This is a genomic window from Lelliottia sp. GFLA7 (assembly GCF_056490165.1).
In genome coordinates this window covers 1-20,019 of sequence record NZ_JBWLAQ010000014.1, presented here as the reverse complement: position 1 = coordinate 20,019, position 20,019 = coordinate 1, and the positions used below count along the sequence as shown (strand labels likewise).

18 protein-coding genes and 2 tRNA genes are annotated in these 20,019 nt (G+C 54.0%); 6 read left to right on the top strand and 14 right to left on the bottom strand.

Annotated features, from left to right (window positions below; translation table 11 throughout):
• Nucleotides 1-73: 73 nt before the first annotated feature.
• Nucleotides 74-652 (bottom strand): D-sedoheptulose 7-phosphate isomerase, encoded by a 579-nt coding sequence (lpcA, locus tag AC07RN_RS20685; RefSeq protein WP_012016166.1) that lies wholly within the window; start codon nucleotides 650-652, stop codon nucleotides 74-76.
• A 238-nt stretch (nucleotides 653-890) separates the two neighbouring features.
• Between lpcA and fadE the strand changes: the two genes are divergently transcribed.
• A complete protein-coding gene (gene fadE / locus AC07RN_RS20680) occupies nucleotides 891-3,335 on the top strand; it encodes an acyl-CoA dehydrogenase FadE (protein ID WP_478337180.1) in 2,445 nt (814 codons plus the stop codon).
• A 108-nt stretch (nucleotides 3,336-3,443) separates the two neighbouring features.
• Nucleotides 3,444-4,214 (top strand): amidohydrolase, encoded by a 771-nt coding sequence (locus AC07RN_RS20675; protein ID WP_478337179.1) that lies wholly within the window; start codon nucleotides 3,444-3,446, stop codon nucleotides 4,212-4,214.
• 53 nt (nucleotides 4,215-4,267) lie between these two features.
• On the opposite strand, the gene AC07RN_RS20670 is transcribed toward AC07RN_RS20675, so the two are convergent.
• The 9 genes from AC07RN_RS20670 to dnaQ form a co-directional block, all read right to left on the bottom strand.
• Nucleotides 4,268-5,869 carry a gamma-glutamyltransferase family protein gene (locus AC07RN_RS20670; RefSeq protein ID WP_478337197.1) on the bottom strand — a complete coding sequence of 534 codons (1,602 nt, stop codon included), beginning with the start codon at nucleotides 5,867-5,869 and terminating at the stop codon, nucleotides 4,268-4,270.
• A 9-nt stretch (nucleotides 5,870-5,878) separates the two neighbouring features.
• The gene (locus tag AC07RN_RS20665) at nucleotides 5,879-6,754 is read right to left on the bottom strand and encodes an ABC transporter permease (protein WP_478337178.1); all 876 of its coding nucleotides are present in this window, start codon (nucleotides 6,752-6,754) and stop codon (nucleotides 5,879-5,881) included.
• A 2-nt stretch (nucleotides 6,755-6,756) separates the two neighbouring features.
• Nucleotides 6,757-7,698 carry an ABC transporter permease gene (locus AC07RN_RS20660; RefSeq protein WP_012016161.1) on the bottom strand — a complete coding sequence of 314 codons (942 nt, stop codon included), beginning with the start codon at nucleotides 7,696-7,698 and terminating at the stop codon, nucleotides 6,757-6,759.
• A gap of 20 nt (nucleotides 7,699-7,718) precedes the next feature.
• Nucleotides 7,719-9,233 (bottom strand): ABC transporter substrate-binding protein, encoded by a 1,515-nt coding sequence (locus AC07RN_RS20655; RefSeq protein ID WP_235134805.1) that lies wholly within the window; start codon nucleotides 9,231-9,233, stop codon nucleotides 7,719-7,721.
• A 2-nt stretch (nucleotides 9,234-9,235) separates the two neighbouring features.
• Nucleotides 9,236-10,318, bottom strand: coding sequence for an ABC transporter ATP-binding protein (locus AC07RN_RS20650; RefSeq protein ID WP_478337177.1), 1,083 nt, complete (start codon nucleotides 10,316-10,318; stop codon nucleotides 9,236-9,238).
• On the bottom strand, nucleotides 10,315-11,328 hold the full coding sequence (locus AC07RN_RS20645; protein ID WP_186755223.1) for an ABC transporter ATP-binding protein: 1,014 nt from the start codon (nucleotides 11,326-11,328) through the stop codon (nucleotides 10,315-10,317). The genes AC07RN_RS20650 and AC07RN_RS20645 overlap by 4 nt, the downstream gene beginning before the upstream one ends.
• Entirely contained in the window at nucleotides 11,325-12,044 is a 720-nt protein-coding gene (locus AC07RN_RS20640; RefSeq protein WP_012016157.1) for a FadR/GntR family transcriptional regulator, read from the bottom strand. The genes AC07RN_RS20645 and AC07RN_RS20640 overlap by 4 nt, the downstream gene beginning before the upstream one ends.
• Nucleotides 12,045-12,426: 382 nt before the next feature.
• Nucleotides 12,427-12,503: transfer RNA gene (locus tag AC07RN_RS20635), tRNA-Asp, on the bottom strand.
• A 129-nt stretch (nucleotides 12,504-12,632) separates the two neighbouring features.
• Nucleotides 12,633-13,361: a DNA polymerase III subunit epsilon gene (gene dnaQ / locus AC07RN_RS20630; protein WP_150099555.1), complete on the bottom strand. Its 729-nt coding sequence runs from the start codon at nucleotides 13,359-13,361 to the stop codon at nucleotides 12,633-12,635.
• Here dnaQ and rnhA point away from each other — a divergent pair.
• Nucleotides 13,315-13,893 (top strand): ribonuclease HI, encoded by a 579-nt coding sequence (rnhA, locus tag AC07RN_RS20625; RefSeq protein ID WP_190275364.1) that lies wholly within the window; start codon nucleotides 13,315-13,317, stop codon nucleotides 13,891-13,893. The genes dnaQ and rnhA overlap by 47 nt on opposite strands.
• On the opposite strand, the gene AC07RN_RS20620 is transcribed toward rnhA, so the two are convergent.
• On the bottom strand, nucleotides 13,894-14,610 hold the full coding sequence (locus tag AC07RN_RS20620) for a class I SAM-dependent methyltransferase (protein WP_012016154.1): 717 nt from the start codon (nucleotides 14,608-14,610) through the stop codon (nucleotides 13,894-13,896).
• Between the two features lie 32 nt (nucleotides 14,611-14,642).
• Here AC07RN_RS20620 and gloB point away from each other — a divergent pair, with 32 nt between their 5' ends.
• Entirely contained in the window at nucleotides 14,643-15,398 is a 756-nt protein-coding gene (gloB, locus tag AC07RN_RS20615; RefSeq protein WP_478337176.1) for a hydroxyacylglutathione hydrolase, read from the top strand.
• A 71-nt stretch (nucleotides 15,399-15,469) separates the two neighbouring features.
• On the top strand, nucleotides 15,470-16,837 hold the full coding sequence (gene mltD / locus AC07RN_RS20610; RefSeq protein ID WP_478337175.1) for a murein transglycosylase D: 1,368 nt from the start codon (nucleotides 15,470-15,472) through the stop codon (nucleotides 16,835-16,837).
• A gap of 50 nt (nucleotides 16,838-16,887) precedes the next feature.
• On the opposite strand, the gene AC07RN_RS20605 is transcribed toward mltD, so the two are convergent.
• Together AC07RN_RS20605 and AC07RN_RS20600 are read right to left on the bottom strand one after the other, a co-directional pair.
• Nucleotides 16,888-17,658, bottom strand: a complete 771-nt coding sequence (locus AC07RN_RS20605) for a class I SAM-dependent methyltransferase (protein WP_449553345.1) — start codon at nucleotides 17,656-17,658, stop codon at nucleotides 16,888-16,890.
• Nucleotides 17,659-17,732: 74 nt separating this feature from the next.
• On the bottom strand, nucleotides 17,733-18,533 hold the full coding sequence (locus AC07RN_RS20600) for an endonuclease/exonuclease/phosphatase family protein (RefSeq protein ID WP_478337174.1): 801 nt from the start codon (nucleotides 18,531-18,533) through the stop codon (nucleotides 17,733-17,735).
• 308 nt (nucleotides 18,534-18,841) lie between these two features.
• Between AC07RN_RS20600 and yafC the strand changes: the two genes are divergently transcribed.
• Nucleotides 18,842-19,744 carry a DNA-binding transcriptional regulator YafC gene (gene yafC / locus AC07RN_RS20595; RefSeq protein ID WP_478337173.1) on the top strand — a complete coding sequence of 301 codons (903 nt, stop codon included), beginning with the start codon at nucleotides 18,842-18,844 and terminating at the stop codon, nucleotides 19,742-19,744.
• A gap of 154 nt (nucleotides 19,745-19,898) precedes the next feature.
• On the opposite strand, the gene AC07RN_RS20590 is transcribed toward yafC, so the two are convergent.
• Nucleotides 19,899-19,975, bottom strand: a tRNA-Asp gene (locus AC07RN_RS20590).
• Between the last annotated feature and the right edge of the window lie 44 nt (nucleotides 19,976-20,019).

Here is a 20,019-nt window from a genome sequence, read left to right as displayed (position 1 = left end):
ACCCGGCGCGTACCTGTGTACGTCACAAGTGCGAGCACTGCCCGGCTTCAAAATGGCAAACAAAAGAGCCGTCTTACTTAACCATCTCTTTTTCGATCAACTGAATCAGGATATGAATCACTTTGATGTGAATCTCCTGAACGCGGTCGGCGTAGCCGAAGTGCGGCACACGAATTTCAATATCCGCTGAACCTGCCATCTTACCGCCATCTTTACCGGTCAGAGTGATGACTTTCATCCCCTTCTCACGCGCCGCTTCGATCGCTTTGGCAACGTTTGCGGAGTTACCGGAAGTAGAAATACCCAGCAGAACGTCACCTTCACGACCAACCGCTTCAACGTAACGAGAGAAGATATGGTCATAACCGAAGTCGTTACCCACGCAGGAGATGTGGCTCACGTCAGAAATCGCAATCGCCGGATAGCCCGGACGGTTTTCACGGTAGCGACCGGTCAGCTCTTCTGCAAAGTGCATCGCATCGCAGTGAGAGCCGCCGTTACCGCACGAGATCACTTTGCCGCCTGCTTTAAAGCTGTCCGCCAGCAGAACCGCCGCGCGCTGAATTGCATGAATATTGGCTTCATCTTTCAGAAAGTTAGCTAACGTTTCCGCTGCTTCGTTCAGTTCGTTACGAATAAGATCCTGGTACATGAGGATAATCCTTCAGTATTGATGAAATAACTTACGGAGTGTACCGGATAGCGATAAAAGCGAGAAGCTAAAGCCATGCGAATCATCCGGCGTTTTGATGATTCGTGCCTGCCACACCCTGAACATTGTGAACCAGGTTGTAATTATTTTGTGAACGTATTGCTAAAAGAAATAACATCCACTACAACCATATCATCACAAGTGGTCAGACCTCCTACAAGACAGGGAGCTTTTCTTTATGATGATTTTGAGCATTCTCGCAACCGTTGTTCTGCTCGGTGTGCTGTTTTATCACCGCGTAGGTTTACTTCTGAGCAGCCTGATTTTACTGGCCTGGACCGCTGCGCTGGGTCTTTCGGGCCTGTGGACTATCTGGCTTGTCCTGCCGCTGGCCATCATCCTGCTGCCGCTGAACGTACCGGCGATGCGTAAGTCGATGATTTCCGCGCCCGTGTTTAAAGGCTTCCGTAAAGTGATGCCGCCGATGTCCCGCACTGAAAAAGAGGCAATCGACGCGGGCACAACCTGGTGGGAAGGCGATCTGTTCCAGGGAAATCCTGACTGGAAAAAACTGCACAACTATCCGCAGCCGCGTTTAACGGCCGAAGAAGTGGCCTTTATCGACGGCCCGGTTGAAGAAGCATGCCGCATGGCGAACGACTTCCAGATCACCCATGAAATGGCCGATCTCCCGCCGGAGCTGTGGGCGTTCCTTAAAGAGCATCGCTTCTTCGCGATGATCATCAAAAAAGAGTACGGCGGTCTGGAATTCTCCGCTTACGCTCAGGCTCGCGTCCTGCAAAAACTGGCAGGTGTCTCCGGGATTCTGGCGATCACCGTCGGCGTACCGAACTCGTTAGGCCCGGGCGAATTGCTGCAACATTACGGCACTGAAGCGCAAAAAGATCACTATCTGCCGCGTCTGGCTCGTGGACAGGAAATTCCATGCTTCGCGCTGACCAGCCCGGAAGCGGGTTCTGATGCCGGTGCGATCCCGGATACCGGCGTGGTCTGCATGGGCGATTGGCAGGGTCAGCAGGTGCTGGGTATGCGCCTGACCTGGAACAAACGCTATATCACCCTTGCGCCTATCGCGACCGTACTGGGTCTGGCCTTTAAGCTCTCTGACCCCGACAAACTGCTGGGCGATGAAGAAGATCTGGGCATTACCTGTGCGCTGATCCCAACCTCCACGCCGGGCGTTGAAATTGGTCGCCGCCACTTCCCGCTGAACGTCCCGTTCCAGAACGGTCCAACCCGTGGCGAAGACATTTTTGTGCCGATTGATTACATCATCGGCGGTCCGAGCATGGCCGGTCAGGGCTGGCGGATGCTGGTGGAATGTCTGTCGGTCGGTCGCGGTATCACCTTGCCGTCAAACTCTACCGGCAGCCTGAAGTCTGTGGCGATGGGTATCGGCGCCTACGCGCACATTCGCCGCCAGTTCAAAATCTCCATCGGCAAGATGGAAGGTATCGAAGAGCCGCTGGCACGTATCGCGGGCAACGCTTACGTGATGGACGCCGCTGCATCGCTGATCACTTACGGCATCATGCTCGGTGAAAAACCGGCGGTGCTGTCGGCTATCGTGAAGTATCACTGTACCCACCGCGCACAGCAGTCAATTATTGATGCAATGGATATCGCGGGCGGCAAAGGCATCATGCTTGGCGAGAGCAACTTCCTGGCACGCGGATATCAGGGCGCACCGATTGCCATCACCGTTGAGGGGGCAAACATTCTGACCCGCAGCATGATGATCTTCGGTCAGGGCGCGATTCGCTGCCATCCGTATGTGCTGGAAGAGATGGCGGCGGCGCAGAATAACGACGTCAACGCCTTCGATAAGCTGCTGTTCAAGCATATCGGCCACGTGGGCAGCAACAAAGTACGCAGCTTCTGGCTCGGCCTGACGCGCGGTTTGACCAGCGCCACGCCAACCGGCGATGCAACCAAACGCTATTACCAGCACCTGAACCGTCTGAGCGCTAACCTCGCGCTGCTGTCTGACGTGTCGATGGCCGTCCTGGGCGGCAGCCTGAAGCGCCGCGAGCGTATCTCTGCCCGTCTCGGCGATGTGTTAAGCCAGGTGTTCCTCGCATCTGCCACGCTGAAACGCTACGACGATGAAGGCCGTCACGAAGCGGATCTGCCGCTGGTGCACTGGGGCGTACAGGATGCGCTGTATAAAGCAGAACAGGCGATTGACGATCTGCTGGCGAACTTCCCGAATCGACTGGTTGCAGGCGCGTTGCGCGTGGTGATCTTCCCGACCGGGCGTCACTATCTCGCCCCGTCCGATAAACTCGATCACAAAGTGGCGAAGATCCTGCAGGTCCCAAGCGCGACGCGCTCCCGTATTGGCCGCGGTCAGTACCTGACGCCAAGCGAGCACAATCCGGTCGGTCTGCTGGAAGCGGCGCTGCTGGACGTCATGGCTGCCGATCCTATCCATCAGAAGATCTGCAAACAGCTCGGCAAAAACCTGCCGTTTACACGTCTGGATGCGCTGGCAGAACAGGCGCTGGCGGGTGGAATTATCGATCACACCGAAGCCGCCGTTTTGATTAAAGCCGAAGAGAGCCGTCTGCGCAGTATCAACGTCGATGATTTCGAGCACGACGAGCTGGCGACCAAGCCGGTAAAGCTGCCGGAGCAGGTCCGCAAATCTGAAGCGGCATAACCCGCTACGCTCCCACTAACCCCGCCCTGTGCGGGGTTTTTTATTGCCACATTTTCTCTTTGCCCCGTGCTACAGTGTCAAAATGCTGTCTGACGAGGAGTCTGAATTGTGCCTGGTTTGAAGATTACCCTACTGCAACAACCCCTGGTGTGGATGGATGGCCCTGCCAACCTGCGCCATTTTGATCGCCAGCTCGAAGATATTTCCGGGCGCGATGTGATTGTTCTGCCAGAAATGTTCACGACCGGCTTCGCCATGGAGGCGGCAAAACAGTCTCTGCCGCAGGACGAAGTGGTCGCCTGGATGCATACCAAGGCTCAGCAAACCAATGCCCTGGTAGCGGGAAGCGCGGCGCTGCAAACCGATCGCGGCCCCGTTAACCGCTTCCTGCTGGTCGAGCCGGACGGTACGCTGCACTTTTACGACAAACGCCATCTGTTCCGCATGGCGGATGAGCATCATCATTACGAAGCGGGTCACGAGCGGGTGATCTTTGAGTGGCGCGGCTGGCGGATCCTGCCGCTGGTGTGTTACGACCTGCGCTTCCCGGTGTGGTCACGCAACCGCAATGATTACGATCTGGCGCTGTACGTCGCCAACTGGCCAGCCCCGCGCTCGCTGCACTGGCAGGCGCTGCTGGTGGCGCGTGCAATTGAAAATCAGGCATATGTCGTCGGCTGCAATCGCGTCGGCACGGACGGTAACGGACACCACTATCGCGGTGATAGCCGGGTGGTGACTCCACAAGGTGAAATTCTGGCAACGGCGGAGGCGCATCAGGCGACGCGTATTGACGCCGAACTGTCGCTGACGGCGCTGAAAGAATATCGGGAGAAGTTTCCTGCGTGGCAGGATGCAGATCCGTTTAGCATCGGGTGAGTTTATCCCTGCGCAACAGCCCTCTCCCCACTGGGGAGAGGGTGGATCAATCGTTAGCTGACTAATGCCTGTCCGTCTTTGCGGCTTTCGGTTGCCGCAACGTAATGCCCTTCCGGCATGCGGTAAATCACCTGCGCACCGCCGAAGTTGTATTCCTGCAACGGATCTTCCACCACAATCTGATGCCCGCGCTCGCGCAGCGCCGCAATCGTATTGCGATCAAACGTCGATTCGACGATCACTTCCCTGCCCTGCACCACGCGCCAGCGCGGCGCATCGATTGCCGCCTGCGGGTTTTGTCCATGCAACATAATGCGCAGCGCCATTTGCATATGCCCTTGCGCCTGCATTGGGCCGCCCATCACGCCAAATGACATCAGCGGCTGACCGTTTCCATCCATCGCAAAGCCCGGAATGATAGTGTGGAACGGACGCTTGCCGCCCGCTAGCGCGTTCGGGTGTTTGGGGTCGAGCACAAAACCGCAGCCACGGTTTTGCAGGCTGATGCCGGTATCCGGCACAACCACACCGGAGCCAAAGCCCATAAAGTTCGACTGAATAAAGGAGATCATCATGCCGCTGGAATCGGCTGCGGAAAGGTAAACCGTCCCGCTTTGCGTCGGCGCGCCGTAGGTAAAATCTGACGCTTTATCGTGGTCAATCAGTGCCGCGCGCGATGCCAGATACTCATCGGTCAACAACGCTTTCGCCGCGAACTCCATGTGTTCTTCGTCGGCCACGTAACGATCCAGATCGGCCAGCGCCAGCTTCATCGCTTCGATTGACAGATGCAGCGACTGCACAGAATCCGGGTGATGGCGCTCAATTCCGCACTGTTCCAGAATCCCGAGAGCAATCAGCGTCGCAATCCCCTGACCGTTCGGCGGTAGCTCTTGTACCGAGCCGCCCGCAAAGTCGCGCGACAGCAACTCAACCCAATCAACGCGATGATTCGCCAGATCCTCAGCCGTCAAATGCGCGCCGTGCTCTTTGGCAAAGGCGGCAATTTTCTGCGCCAGTTCGCCACGATAGAACGCTTCACCGTTGGTTTTGGCAATCAGCTCCAGGGAATTGGCCTGCGCCGGATTACGGAAAATCTCACCGACGCGCGGAGCGCAGCCTTCTGGGGCAAAGCAGGCGCTAAAGCCCGGCTGATCCTTCAGTTTGTTATAGCCGCGCTGCCACAGATGACCAATCAGCGGTGAAACCGGGAAACCGTTGCGTGCATACTCAATGGCCGGTTGCGCCAGTGTCGTCATCGGCAACGTGCCGAAACGTTCTGCCAGCGCCACCCAACCAGACACCGCGCCGGGTACGGTAACGGCATCCCAGCCAAGCTCTGGCATGGCGGTTTTGCCAGCGAACAGATCCGCATGCCAGCTGGCAGGCGAACGGCCCGAAGCGTTCAAACCGTGCAGTTTTTTACCGTCCCAGACGATGGCAAACGCATCGCTGCCAATTCCGTTACCGGTTGGCTCAACGACGGTGAGCGCCATGGCCGTGGCAATCGCGGCGTCAACGGCATTGCCGCCGAGCTGCAGCATGCGCATCCCAGCCTGCGCCGCCAGGGGCTGAGAGGTGGCGACCGCATTGTGCCCCATCATCGGAGGGCGTCGTGACGCGTAACCGGTCGTAAAATCAAGCGCTTTGGTCATCATGACTCCTTAGTCGTGGCGCGGATCGAGCGCATCGCGTAGCCCGTCGCCGAGTAAATTAAAGCCCTGCACCGCCAGGAAAATAGCGATGCCAGGAAAAATGGACATCCAGGGGGATTGTTCCAGGAAACCTTTTGCCGTGTTGAGCATGGAACCCCACGATGGGTTTGGCGGCTGTTGGCCCAGGCCGAGGAACGACAGACTGGCTTCGGCGATAATCGCGGAAGCAATCGCCAGCGTAGCCTGCACCAGAATCGGTGACATCACGTTTGGCAGCACGTATTTGATGATGATCCAGCGATCCGGCAGGCCAATTGCTCGCGCCCCGTCGATGTACTCTTCGTTGCGGATGGCGATCACCTGACCGCGCGTCAGTCGCGCAAAGATCGGCATGGCGGATAAACCGATAGCGATCATCGCGTTGGTCAGGCTTGGACCTAAAAAAGCCCCCAGCGCGATCGCCATGATCAGGAACGGACAGGCCAGCAGCGCTTCGATAAACCGCGAAATGACGCCGTCCCAGATTCCCTGGAAATAACCGGCCACCAGCCCCAACGGCACACCGATCACCACCGCGATCACCACAGACATACAGCCCGCCATCAGCGACGTACGTGCGCCCCAGACAATACGCGAGAGAATATCGCGGCCCAGTTCGTCGGTGCCAAACCAGAACAGTTCAGACGGCGGTTTGCGCACCGCCAGAAAGTTGGCTTTGACCGGATCGAACGGCGCGAGCCACGGCGCCAGGAGCGCAATCAGCACAAAGATGCCGACCACGACGGCGCCAATCACCGCACTTTTATTGGCGAGGAATTTCTTCAGCACCCGGTTTTGCGCACGCTGCAGCACGGGCGCAACGGTTTGAGTGGTCATTTCCGCCATGATTAGCCTCGCATTTTCGGGTTGATGAGAACATAAAGCACGTCAGCCAGCAGGTTCAGCAGCAGGAAACCTATTGCGACGATCAGCACCACCCCCTGCACCACCGCGTAATCACGGTTGAACACGGAATCGACAATCATTTTGCCAAAGCCGGGGATGGTGAAAACCTGCTCAGTCAGCACCGCTCCGCCCAACAATTCGCCGAACAGCAGCGTGGTGAGCGTGATAACCGGCACCAGCGCATTACGAAAGGCGTGCTTGAGGATCACTGCGTTTGGCAGCAGCCCTTTCGCGCGCGCCGTCCGAATGTAATCTGCTTTCAGCACCGCAATCATCGACGCGCGCGTGTGACGCATCAGCGTTGCCGCAAGCCCGGTTCCGAGTACTGACGCGGGCAGTAACAGTGTGCGCAGGTTTTGCAGCGGATCCTCGCTGAACGGCACATAGCCAGAAGCAGGAAGCCACTGCAAATTGACCGAGAACACCAGGATCAACAAGATCCCCAGCCAAAAGTGCGGTATCGAGATCCCGGAGATCGCCACAAAGTTTGCCCCGTGATCGACCCAGGTGTTTTTGTTGACCGCCGCGAGGATCCCCATGCCGATACCAAACACCAGCGCGATGATCATCGCCAGCAATGACAGCTCCATCGTGACCGGCAATTTGCTGGCAATCAGCTGTGTCACCGGTTCATGTGTACGTAAGGAGACACCAAGATCGCCCTGCAACGCGCGCGTCAGCCAGTCGAAATACTGCACCGGCAACGGCGCATCCAGGTTCAGTTCCGCACGCAGCTGAGCGATGACCACCGGGTCACGCTCTTCTCCTGCCATGGCGATGAGCGGATCGCCGGGCAGCAATTTTTGCAGCCCGAAAACCATCATGCTGACCAGCAGTAACGTTGGGATCGCCAGCAGCAGGCGTTTACAAATCAGTTCCAGCATGGTTTCTCCTCACACCCTCGTTACTTCGCAAGCGTTAAGCCCGCCAGACGCACGATGCCGTCCGGATACGGTTTGAAGCCTTGCACGCTTTTATTCAGACCGAAAATACGTGGCTCAAAATAGAGGTAAGCGATCGGCATATCCGTTTGCAGCTGTTTGACCACCTTGTCGTACAACGGCTGGCGCGCCGCAGGATCGGTATTCAAACGAGCCTGAGTCAGCCATTCATCCACCTGCGCGTTGCTGTACCGACCGTCGTTCAGGTTGCCTTTGCTGTTAATAAAGCCGTAGATGCTGCCGTCCGGATCCGGGCGACCAGACCAGCCGGAGAAGCTCAGCTGATAATCGCCGCTTTGCTGGCGATCCAGCAGCGTAGCGAATTCGGTCATTTGCAGATTCAGATTAAAGCCCGCTTCCGCCACCATCGCCTGTAAGACCTGGCCCACCTGCTGCGAGGTTGGGTTGTTTGGCACCAGCAGATTCACATTAAGCGGAGCGTTAATGCCTGCCGCTTTCAGCAGTGATTTTGATTTCTCAACGTCGCGCGCCGGGACGGGCACGTTGACGTGGTAGGGGCTGACCGGTGAGAACGCCTGGTTTGCCGGGGTGTACAGCCCTTCAAACACCACCTGATTCAGCGCATCGCGGTCAATCGCCAGCGAGAACGCCTCACGTACGCGGGCGTCTTTGAACGGATCGTTCGCCGGGACTTTGCCGTTGTTGATGTTGAACGTGATGCCCTGATATCCCAGCCCGGTGACTTTTGCCAGCGCCAGCTTGCTGTCCGCTTCGACCGTTTTAACGTCGCTTGCCGCCACGCCTTCGGTCAGATCCAGATCGCCCGCGCGCAGGTTCGCCAGGCGCACAGAGGCATCCGGGATCGGCAGATAGATGATTTTGTCGAAGTGATACGCGCCTTTATTCCAGTAATTGTCGAAACGACTCAGAACGATGCGATCCTGCGAAACGCGGCTATCGAATTTGTAAGGCCCGGAGCACACCGGATGCGCGGCAAAATCAGGCTTCGCTGCCGCTTCTGGCGCCATCATCGCCCCTGCACGGTCGGTTAGCTGCATCAGCAGCGCGGCGTCTGGCGTTTTCAGGTGAATCGCAATTTGAGTTGGGCTTTTTACTTCGACGGATTCGATAGACGAAATTTCGCTTTTACGCAGCGAGCCTTTCAGCGTTAATGCGCGGTCGAGGTTGTATTTCGCGGCTTTCGCATCAAACTTTTCGCCATCGTGGAAGGTCACGCCTTCACGCAAATTCATGGTCAGCGTTTTATTGTCATCGCTCCACGACCAGTCTTTCGCCAGGCCCGGCACCACTTTCAGATTTTCATCCACGTCCACCAGCCTGTCGCACAGAGAGGCAAACACGAAGCGGCCATAGTAGGTGCGCGCCAGATGCGGATCGAGCATATCCGGGTCAGCGCCCAGTCCGATTCGCAGGACGCTTTCTGAGTGCGCGGGAACGGCCGCACCAAGCAACATTACACTTCCCAGTACGGTCAAAAGAGAATTACGCATTGTCATTATCATGAGTTCCTTGCTGGAAGAGACGAGTGAGTTGCCGCATGTTCGAACAGCGCGCGGCGGCGCAAAAAGGCTGCGGATGGCGGTGCTATCTGGATAACACTGCGATCGCGATTGATCTCCTGCCAGCGATGGCAGGCGACCTGACGTCCACCTTCCAAAACCTGATCGATAGGTTCTACCTGGCGGCATTCATCCGTGACGTAAGGACAGCGGGTGTGGAATCGACATCCCGTTGGCGGGTTTGCCGGGTTCGGCAAATCCCCTTGTAATAGCGGCGTAGTGCGCTGCGCGCCCGGCTGCATTTGCGGTGCGGAAGCAATCAACGCCTGAGTGTATGGGTGTAGCGGTGCGTCAAAAATTTCATCGACGGTCGCCAGCTCAACGATTTGCCCGAGGTACATGACCGCCACGCGGTCGCTCATATGGCGGATCACCGCCAGACCGTGCGCCACAATCACCATCGTCAGGCCCAACTGATGCTTCAGGCTTTCCAGTAAATTCACGACCTGTGCCTGCACGGAAACATCCAGCGCCGACACCGGCTCATCGCCGAGCAACAGTTTTGGCCCTGACGCGAGCGCACGCGCAATGCCGATGCGCTGGCGCTGGCCGCCGGAAAACTCATGTGGATAACGTCCGGCCCAGGCGGCAGGTAATCCGACGGTTTTGAGCAGTTCCGCCACGCGATACTGGCGGTCGGCTTTTTTCATGTTCTGGTGCAACCACAGCGGTTCACCGACGATTTGCTCCACCGTCATGCGCGGATTCAGCGAGGCAAACGGATCCTGAAAGATGATTTGCAGCTCGCGGCGCAGCTGGTTCAGACGCGAACCTGAAGCCTGGGTGATCTCTTCGCCCTGATAAAAAACACGACCTTCGCTGGCCGCGAGTAAACGCAGGAGCAAGCGTCCAAGGGTGGACTTTCCGGAGCCGGACTCACCGACGATAGCCAGCGTTTCGCCCGGCATTACCGAGAGCGAAACCCTGTCGACCGCCGTCACAAATTTTGCGGGCGCGAAGAGCTTTTTAGGGCCGGGAAAAAGTTTGCTCAGATCGCGAGCTTCAAGAATGGGTACGGTCATGCGATTTCTCCCAGCGCGATATGTTGCTCAAGGGGGACGCGGAAACAGGCGACCTGATGCCCCGCGCCCAGGGTGTTCAGCACAGGTTTTTCATCGTGACAGCGGGTTTGCGCGAACGGGCAGCGAGTGGCGAAACGACAGCCTTTAGGCATAAATTCCGGCAGCGGTACGGCTCCTGGAATGGTGGAAAGCTGGCCTTTACGCGCACCGAGCGAGGGAATGGAACCCATTAAACCAATGGTGTAAGGATGCTGCGGATCGGCAAATATCGCCTCGACGCTTCCCTGCTCTACTACTTGTCCTGCATACATCACCGCCACCTGCTGCGCGACTTCTGCCACGACGCCCAGATCGTGAGTGATCATTAATACCGCAGTGCCGGTTTCGGCTTTCAGGGTGTTCAGCAGGCTCAGAATTTGCGCCTGAATGGTGACATCCAGTGCGGTCGTCGGTTCGTCGGCGATGAGCAGACGCGGGTGATTGATAAGCGCCATCGCAATCATCACACGCTGGCGCATCCCGCCCGAAAGCTGATGGGGATACGATTTCAGACGCATTTCTGGCGCAGGAATTTGCACTTTTTCCAGAATTTGCAGCGCCACTGCCATGGCGTCTGAAGGGGACATTTTCTGATGGCGTATAACCGCTTCGCTGAGCTGATCGCCCAGAGTGAAGGCCGGGTTTAGCGAGGTCATGGGTTCCTGGAAAATCATCGCCAGCTCGCTCCCGCGCAGATCGGCGTATTCCCGGGGCGAGAGCTTGCGCAGATCGTGGCGGCGGAACTGCATTTCTCCGCTCACGATTTGCGCGCTGGCTGGCAACAGCCCCATCAGCGCCAGGGAGGTGATGCTTTTTCCGCACCCGGATTCGCCCACCAGCGCCAGGGTTTCACCCGATTTGACCGTCAGGGAAATACCGTCGAGCACGCTGACCGGCGAGCCGGCAAATTTCACGTTGAGATTGTGCAGGCGAAGGACCGGCGCGGCCTCCTTAAAAGGGATCGTCGTCATAACAGGGAATCATCCTCAAGGTTGATGGCCTGAATCAGGGCGGTTTGCAGGCTGAGCAAGTGTTCGCGCATGGCGGCCGCGGCTTCATTGGGTTGGCGATTGATTATCGCCGTCATGATTTTGTCGTGATGGTCGTTGTAGCTGTCAACGCGCTCCGGCGTTCGGGCTAGTTCGCGTAAATGCTGCCAGCCGGGCTCCCGGCGGACGGCATCAATGGCGTCGAACAGCCCCAGCATCAAGCGATTTCCGGCGGCCTCCGCGATAGCGCGGTGAAAGGCGCTGTCCCAGAGTTCGTTAAGATCGCGGTCATCCGGGCTGACCTTATTGATGCGTTCCAGCATGCGCTGCATGAGCGCGAGGTTTTCCCTGGTGGCACGCAGTGCCGCAAGTCGGGCCAGGCCCGGTTCGAGCTGCAGACGGGCTTCCATGACTTCCAGCAAATTGGTTTGTTGCACTAAACCCTGAAGTGCCAGCGGTTCAACAGGTGCAGCCGGACCAATAAAGGTCCCTTTGCCCTGCTTGCGCCAGATGCGCCCCTCTTCTTCCAGCACGTCCAGCGCACGACGAATTTCACGTCGCCCTACGCTGAGTGTTTCCGCCAATTCACGTTCAGTGGGCAGCGGAATGCCTGGTGTTGACTCGTGCTGATGGATGAGACCACGCAACTGCTCAAGCGCAGTGCTGGAATTTGCCAGAAACCGTGACGCTTTTTCCATAATGGTTCGCCTGCTTTCATCATTGCTTTATAGTTATTAACGATAAGCTATTGATATAGATAAGTACTTATCGCCTATATGATTAAGCAATTAACGAACCAATAAATGATTGGTTCAGGAACTTTCTGGAAAACAGTGAGTAAGCTAATGATTATCGGAGGATTATTTTTTACAAAGCAGTTACAAAAAGTCATGTTTGCAAATGAGTTGGCACATACAGTTGCACAAAAAAGGTGCGAAAGACGCACTGAAATCGCACAATTGTTAATTAATTGCACCACTAGCATTAACTTTTAGCTAACAAAGCTGAGGGAAAGATAAGAGACGTGATAGGGCTTAAATGACGAAAGCCTGAATCATTTCTGATTCAGGCTTTCTAATGTGGCGGAACGGACGGGACTCGAACCCGCGACCCCCTGCGTGACAGGCAGGTATTCTAACCGACTGAACTACCGCTCCGCATTGTTCCCTTGGGAACGAGGCGAATATTACGGTTTGCCTTCGATCCCGTCAACGCTTTTTCTCAACATTTGAATCAGTTGCTGCAAAAATCACCCGTGCGCCAGGTTTAAAGGGTTTAAAGCTGATTTATGCCCGCCACAGGCAGCTTCCACCTTTCTTCTGGACGATATCGAGACGCGACTCATGCTCTGCCAGCTCTTCTTCACTGGCTAAAATGACGCGTAGTCGGCTGTCTTGTCGCACAACGCGTTGAATTCCGCCGTTGGCCTGCTGCTGAGAATCGCTTTCAGTGCTGAAAGCCATCGACGTCTGACCGCCCGTCATGAGCAGATAGACGTCAGCCAGAATCTGGGCATCGAGCAATGCGCCGTGCAGCGTTCGTTTGCTGTTGTCTATTTCATAACGCGAGCAGAGCGCATCAAGGCTGTTACGTTTGCCCGGATACATTTTTCTCGCCAGTGCCAGGCTGTCGGTCACCTTGCAGAAGGTGTTTGTTTTCGGGATGTTACGGTTGAGCTTGCTGAACTCATAATCCATAAAGCCGATATCGAACGAGGCGTTATGGATGACAAGTTCTGCCCCATTGATGTACTCGATAAACTCATCCGCTACGTCCGCAAACGTGGGTTTGTCTAACAAGAATTCATCGGCAATACCGTGAACGCCAAACGCTTCCGGATCCACCAGACGATCGGGCTTGAGATAAACATGGAAATTTCTGCCAGTCAGACGACGGTTAATCACCTCAACGGCACCGATCTCAATGATCTTGTGACCTTCGTAGTGCGCGCCAATCTGATTCATACCGGTGGTTTCAGTATCGAGAACGATCTGTCGTGTAATTGCAGTGCTCATATCAGTCATTTATGTCAGACTCGTCGTTTTACTGATCGTTTCAAATACAGGAAGTCTACCAGAGATGACTAAGCAGGTAGAAATTTTCACCGATGGATCTTGCCTCGGCAATCCGGGGCCTGGCGGCTACGGTGCTATTTTGCGTTATCGCGGACATGAAAAAACCTTTAATGAAGGTTATCACCTGACCACCAATAATCGCATGGAGCTGATGGCGGCCATCGTCGCGCTGGAAGCGTTAAAAGAAGATTGTGATGTGGTCATCAGCACGGACAGCCAATACGTGCGCCAGGGGATTACGCAGTGGATTCATAACTGGAAGAAGCGCGGATGGAAAACCGCAGATAAGAAACCGGTCAAAAATGTGGATCTCTGGAAGCGCCTGGATGCGGCGTTGAGCCATCACACCATTAAATGGGAATGGGTAAAAGGCCATGCGGGACACCCGGAAAACGAACGCTGCGACGAACTTGCGCGCGCGGCCGCGATGAATCCCATTCAAGAAGACGTGGGTTATCAGCCGGGTTCCTGATTACGGTTTGCGAAAATGTCGCGTTGCGCCCACGGCCTGACGAATCTGGGATTTCGCTTTGCTCTGTTTCATCGGATTAAGCGTAAGAGGAATGGTCCGCTTACGCGCGACAATAAGCTGCATGCAGCCCAGCGCCGGAAAGTGCGTGGTTAGCATTTTCCCTCCCTCTTGCGTCCAGGGTAATACCTGAAAACCGCTGTAATGCATGACTTCAAAATTCAGTAACGAGAGCCAGTCAAGCTGCCGTGTGAACGTAAACATCCGGCTGTTGTACGGGACTTTCCGCCGCAAAACAGGCACCAGTTTGCGCAGTCCCATCAGGCTCATCGGGTTAAAACCACTCAATATCAGCCATCCATCATCGATTAACACGCGGTCAGCCTCTCGCAAAAGACGATGCGGATCGCTACACCACGGCAGCGTATTTGCCAGCAGACAGGCATCAACGGATTTTTCAGCAAAGGGTAAATGCAGCGGATCTGCCTTAACCTGAATGGGTTGACCAGCTAGCGAAACATTCACCTGATGGGAGATAGCACAGCTTTCGGTATTGATTTCCGCGCTGAGATTGCCAATCTTGAGCAGGTGAAAACCGTACATTTTTGCGAGCCAGGGTTTGAGCTGACGCTCAAGCGCGTCGCGAAAATATTCACCCTTAGGCAATTGTGCCCAATGTTCTGGTGCAGAGACAATCTGAGGTATCCTTGCCGGCTTCATCAAAACACTCGCTAGGTTATGAGAGGTAATTTATGAATCTTATCAGTATTCCCGCATTTCAGGACAACTACATCTGGGTTTTAGCGGACGATAAAGATCGCTGCGTTATTGTCGATCCTGGTGAAGCGGCTCCAGTGCTGAAAGCGATTGAAGAAAATGGCTGGCAGCCTGAGGCCATTTTACTGACGCATCATCATAACGATCATGTTGGCGGCGTTCCTGCTCTGCGCGCAAAATTCCCTCATCTTGAGGTATATGGACCGCAGGAGACGCAAAATAAGGGAACCACCTGCGTAGTCGAAGAGGGGCAAAATGTCCTCATACTGGAGTGGGAATTTTCTGTATTTGCTACACCGGGTCACACTTCAGGACACATTTGTTTCTACAGCTCTCCTTATCTTTTTTGTGGGGACACGATGTTTTCTGCCGGTTGCGGACGGCTTTTTGAAGGGACGCCTGAGCAAATGTATAAGTCTTTCCAAAAGATTAACGCACTGCCTGAAGAAACCATCATTTGTTGCGCTCATGAGTATACATTAGCAAACATGAAGTTTGAGGCGAGCATCCTTCCTGAGGATCGTGCGATTCAGGATTATTACCACAAAGTGAAGGAGTTACGGGCAAAAAACCTAAGTACACTGCCTGTAATTCTCAAAAATGAGCGGGAAATAAATTTATTTTTAAGAACTGATGATATTGATTTAATTAACAAAATTAACCAAGAAACAAAATTGCAACAACCTGAACAACGTTTTGCATGGTTACGGTCAAAGAAAGATAACTTCTAACAATTGCGGGTTGCCTTTTCAAAATTTCGCCGTTATTATCGCTCGTCTTTTAAGCAACTATTGACACACACATGAAGGCAAAAGCGATATTACTCGCCTCTGTCCTGCTCGCTGGGTGCCAGTCTTCTCAGAATACTGGTAACGTTCAGCAGCACGCACAGAGCCTTTCTGCAGCTGGTCAAGGGGAAGCAGGGAAGTTTACAAGTCAGGCGCGATGGATGGACGATGGGACATCATTTGCGCAGGATCAGGACTTGTGGGCCTCTATTAGCGACGAGCTGAAGATGGGAATTCCGGAAAACACCCGGATTCGCGATCAGAAACAGAAGTATTTGAGAAATAAGAGCTATCTCCACGATGTAACTTTACGGGCAGAGCCGTATATGTACTGGATAGCAGGGCAAGTTAAGAAACGTAACATGCCTATGGAACTGGTACTACTACCCATAGTGGAGAGCGCTTTTGACCCGCACGCGACGTCTGGCGCCAATGCTGCAGGCATTTGGCAGATCATTCCGAGCACTGGGCGCAATTATGGATTGAAACAGACCCGCAGCTACGATGCGCGTCGTGATGTAGTCGCTTCAACGACTGCCGCTCTCGACATGATGCAACGTCTGAATAAGATGTTTGACGGTGACTGGTTACTCACAGTCGCAGCGTATAACAGCGGTGAAGGTCGTGTACTGAAAGCAATGAAAGCGAACAAATCGCGTGGTAAACCTACCGATTTTTGGTCTCTCTCTCTGCCTCAGGAAACCAAGCTTTACGTACCGAAAATGCTGGCTTTGAGCGATATACTCAAAAACAGTAAACGTTATGGCGTACAACTGCCTACATCCGATGAAAGTCGTGCGTTGGCCAGAGTTAGCCTCAGCAGCCCAGTTGATATGAAACAGGTTGCTGATATGACGGGAATTCCGGTTAAGAAGCTTAAGACCTTTAATGCAGGCATTAAAGGCTCCACACTGGGCGCAAATGGGCCACAGTACGTTCTTGTTCCGCAGAAGCATGCAGAGCAGTTACGCGAGTCTTTAGCCTCAGGTGAAATTGCTGCCGTTCAGTCTACGCTGATCGCTGACGTTTCCTCTGTGACGAGTCGTAGCTACAAGGTTAGATCTGGCGATACACTTTCAGGCATCGCTTCACGTCTTGGCGTGAACACAAAAGATCTGCAGCAGTGGAATAATCTGCGCGGTTCTAGTCTGAAAGTGGGTCAGAATCTGACGATTGGTGCAGGTAGCAGTGCACAGCGTCTTGCCCGCAACAGCGATAGCATTACTTATCGCGTACGCAAAGGCGATTCGCTGTCCAGTATCGCGAAGACTCACGGCGTGAACATCAAAGATGTGATGCGCTGGAACGATGATACCGGAAATCTGCAACCTGGCGATCAGTTGACGCTGTTTGTGAAAAATAGCGCAACGCCAGACTCCTGATAGCTCAATCCTTAATGAAAAGGCACCGATTCCCCCGGTGCCTTTTTTGTTTATCCTGCTTTATGTGCCTCGGCCAGGATCGTATCGCTGGTGAACGAACCGTCCTCCTGAAGCTCAAAGTACGCTCTCACGTCCGCAGAAGCACTTTCCTGATACAACCTAATCGCCTGGCGTAACGCCTCAGGTGTGCGCATACGCGCAATCCAGGAGGTGAACTCAAGAGGCAAGCGGTCAGTCACCAACGATCGTGAAATTAATCCCGCGTCTGTCATCATTGAAAACCACTCGCCGCTGGAATAGTTGCGCACATGCGAGGTGTCACGCAAGGCTTCAACAGTCTGGAGCCAAACGTCACGTACCGGGTGTCCCGGGGACATAATATCCATGATGATAAAAATACCGCCGGGCTTCAGCACACGTTTGATTTCGCGTAACGCCAGGCCGACATCGTGCCAGTGGTGAGCAGAATAGCGGCTGATAACAATATCAAATGACTCATCGGTTAAAGGCAGCGATTCGGCATACCCCTGCTGGGTCGTTATGTTACTCAGCCCTTTGTCTTTTGCCGCGTGACTAACCACCTCAAGCATTTGGCTGGATAAGTCATATGCTGTCACTTTTGCAACGTGCTGCGCCGCAACAAAGCTCGCGTGTCCTGCCCCGCAACCTAAATCGAGAACATGAGCCCGGGGAAATGCGGCCAGTCGCTCGCCAAGACGCACCAAGTCGTTGCCAGATGCATGTACGGCGCTGGTCAGATAGGCCTTCGCCTGTGAGCCAAACTGTTTTTCTACGTTGTCATGATGGGATTGTGTTGTCATCGTACTGTCCTTTTGATTGAAAAATAAAGGGCAGCACCTCCGTAGGCCTGCCCGACGGCAGACCTGACTCACCATTACTTATCAGGTTTGCCGGGACTGAATTCAACGAGTAGGGGATTGTGATCGGAGGCACGGGTGACCAACACGGAAGCTTCGTGCACGTTCAGGCCCCGATAGAACACAAAATCAAGCGGACGACCAAACGCTTTACGGCGCTGGTCATCGGTAAAGCGAACTTCACGCAGAGACATTTCACGCGCAAAGCGATAAAGGGCATTCATTCGCGGCCGACTCCAGGCATTGAAATCGCCCGCCATAATAATCGGTCCACTGTGGTGCGCTATCTGATCGCCAATCGGAAGTAGCTGTTTACTGTAGACATCCACGCCCAGACTAAAATTCACAGCATGAATATTCACGACCATCAGTAAACGGGTATCCGGCAAAGGATAGACCGTGACCAACGCCGATTTAGCCAGGCGTAAAATGGGCTCACGTTCACGCAATGGACAACAATAGACAGGGTGTGCAGCCGAGAGTGTCATGACGCCTGACGGATGCTGAGGCAAGACAAATGCGGGAACCTGATCGGCGGCCAGATAGTTGGTCGTCGCAAAACGGACTAACTCAGGTGTGGTCTGCGCCTCTTGTAATAAGACCAGATGCGCATCTTTGCCGAAATTCTTCAGGACGGATAACCATTCGGCGCGCTGTTGCTTAAAAATGTTCCATACCAGTACGCGGATTTTTTCATCGCTGCTTAGCGGTGCACCAGCAGGCAATGCCTGACCAATGCTCGCAAAGGATCCCGGAGGCCAAATTCTCTCCGCGGGTTGTCCGGCGATATAGCGCATAGCATAGGTATTTTTTCGCACTTTTAGAAACGACCTCTATTACATGGACCCGGCCGAAATACTGGCGGGTTCTAATGTTATAGGGACTTTAGCTCACACTTTCAACGCAATTACTCATAAACCTGTTTCTGATTTTGTAAGCAAGCGCTTACTAAAGCTCATCAATCCGGGACATTTACGACTTAATTTTCGAACGGGTCTTCATTTTCAGGAGGCTCATATGGAGTTGCGCAGTGAAGTTTACGGATCATGATGACATGAAGCGGACGTGAGTGTATTACTATCAAAAAAAGTCATAACATGAATGGAATTTTGCGGATGGTGCAACAATGAAAGCAACGTCAGAAGAGCTGGTTATCTTTGTGGCGGTGGTAGAAAGCGGGAGCTTCAGTCGGGCAGCGGTGCAACTGGGTCAGGCTAATTCAGCCATCAGTCGTTCGGTAAAAAAGTTGGAAATGAAACTTGGGGTGAGTTTATTAAATCGCACCACGCGACAACTGAGCCTTACGGAAGAAGGTGAGCGATATTTTCGTCGCGTTCAATCTATCTTGCAGGAGATGGCCGCCGCAGAAACAGAAATTATCGAAACCAGGAGCACACCTCGAGGTCTACTGCGGATCGATGCTGCTACACCTGTCGTCTTGCACTTTTTGCTGCCGCTAGTGAAACCTTTCCGTGAGCGTTATCCGGAAGTGTCGCTGTCGCTTGTTTCGTCCGAGACTTTTATCAACCTGATTGAACGTAAAGTAGATGTAGCGATTCGCGCCGGTACACTGACTGACTCAAGCCTGCGCGCACGGCCTCTCTTTACTAGCTACCGAAAAATGATTGCCTCACCCAGTTACATTGCCCGCTACGGGAACCCCACTAACGTGGAAGACCTTAAACGCCATGTATGCCTTGGCTTTACTGAACCTGTATCGCTGAATACCTGGCCTATCGCCGGCAGCGACGGACAACCACATGAGATTATCAGCGGGTTATCCTCTAATAGTGGAGAGACGTTAAAACAGCTTTGCCTCAGCGGCAACGGTATTGCCTGTTTATCAGACTATATGATTAATAAAGAGTTAGAGAAGGGAGATCTCGTTGAGATATTGGCAGACAAACGTCTACCGGTTGAGATGCCATTCAGTGCGGTATATTACAGTGACCGAGCGGTAAGTACTCGTATTCGCGCCTTTATCGACTTTCTAAGTGAGCATGTAAAACAAATTCCGCTGGAAAGATAAGAGATTTGAGGCTGCTTCATAAATACCCCACTCGGCATTGAACATGCCAAGTAATCTTGTTTACTGAGATTCACAACCGAGATTTTGGTGATGAAAAAACTCAAACAACAGGCAAAAAAAAAGCCCTGAGCGTTAGCTCAGGGCTTTAAATAAGTGGCGGAACGGACGGGACTCGAACCCGCGACCCCCTGCGTGACAGGCAGGTATTCTAACCGACTGAACTACCGCTCCACCGAAGACTGCTGTAACCACCGGATTTATGCACCGGCTTACTA

What these genes read in the sequence shown, in the direction of transcription:
- AC07RN_RS20660 (WP_012016161.1), bottom strand. Translation starts at nt 7,698, where the DNA reads ATGCTGGAACTGATTTGTAAACGCCTGCTGCTGGCGATCCCAACGTTA.
- yafC (WP_478337173.1), top strand. Translation starts at nt 18,842, where the DNA reads ATGAAAGCAACGTCAGAAGAGCTGGTTATCTTTGTGGCGGTGGTAGAA.
- AC07RN_RS20665 (WP_478337178.1), bottom strand. Translation starts at nt 6,754, where the DNA reads ATGGCGGAAATGACCACTCAAACCGTTGCGCCCGTGCTGCAGCGTGCG.
- AC07RN_RS20620 (WP_012016154.1), bottom strand. Translation starts at nt 14,610, where the DNA reads ATGAAGCCGGCAAGGATACCTCAGATTGTCTCTGCACCAGAACATTGG.
- AC07RN_RS20605 (WP_449553345.1), bottom strand. Translation starts at nt 17,658, where the DNA reads ATGACAACACAATCCCATCATGACAACGTAGAAAAACAGTTTGGCTCA.
- AC07RN_RS20650 (WP_478337177.1), bottom strand. Translation starts at nt 10,318, where the DNA reads ATGACCGTACCCATTCTTGAAGCTCGCGATCTGAGCAAACTTTTTCCC.
- AC07RN_RS20640 (WP_012016157.1), bottom strand. Translation starts at nt 12,044, where the DNA reads ATGGAAAAAGCGTCACGGTTTCTGGCAAATTCCAGCACTGCGCTTGAG.
- mltD (WP_478337175.1), top strand. Translation starts at nt 15,470, where the DNA reads ATGAAGGCAAAAGCGATATTACTCGCCTCTGTCCTGCTCGCTGGGTGC.
- AC07RN_RS20655 (WP_235134805.1), bottom strand. Translation starts at nt 9,233, where the DNA reads ATGACAATGCGTAATTCTCTTTTGACCGTACTGGGAAGTGTAATGTTG.
- gloB (WP_478337176.1), top strand. Translation starts at nt 14,643, where the DNA reads ATGAATCTTATCAGTATTCCCGCATTTCAGGACAACTACATCTGGGTT.
- AC07RN_RS20645 (WP_186755223.1), bottom strand. Translation starts at nt 11,328, where the DNA reads ATGACGACGATCCCTTTTAAGGAGGCCGCGCCGGTCCTTCGCCTGCAC.
- fadE (WP_478337180.1), top strand. Translation starts at nt 891, where the DNA reads ATGATGATTTTGAGCATTCTCGCAACCGTTGTTCTGCTCGGTGTGCTG.
- lpcA (WP_012016166.1), bottom strand. Translation starts at nt 652, where the DNA reads ATGTACCAGGATCTTATTCGTAACGAACTGAACGAAGCAGCGGAAACG.
- dnaQ (WP_150099555.1), bottom strand. Translation starts at nt 13,361, where the DNA reads ATGAGCACTGCAATTACACGACAGATCGTTCTCGATACTGAAACCACC.
- AC07RN_RS20670 (WP_478337197.1), bottom strand. Translation starts at nt 5,869, where the DNA reads ATGACCAAAGCGCTTGATTTTACGACCGGTTACGCGTCACGACGCCCT.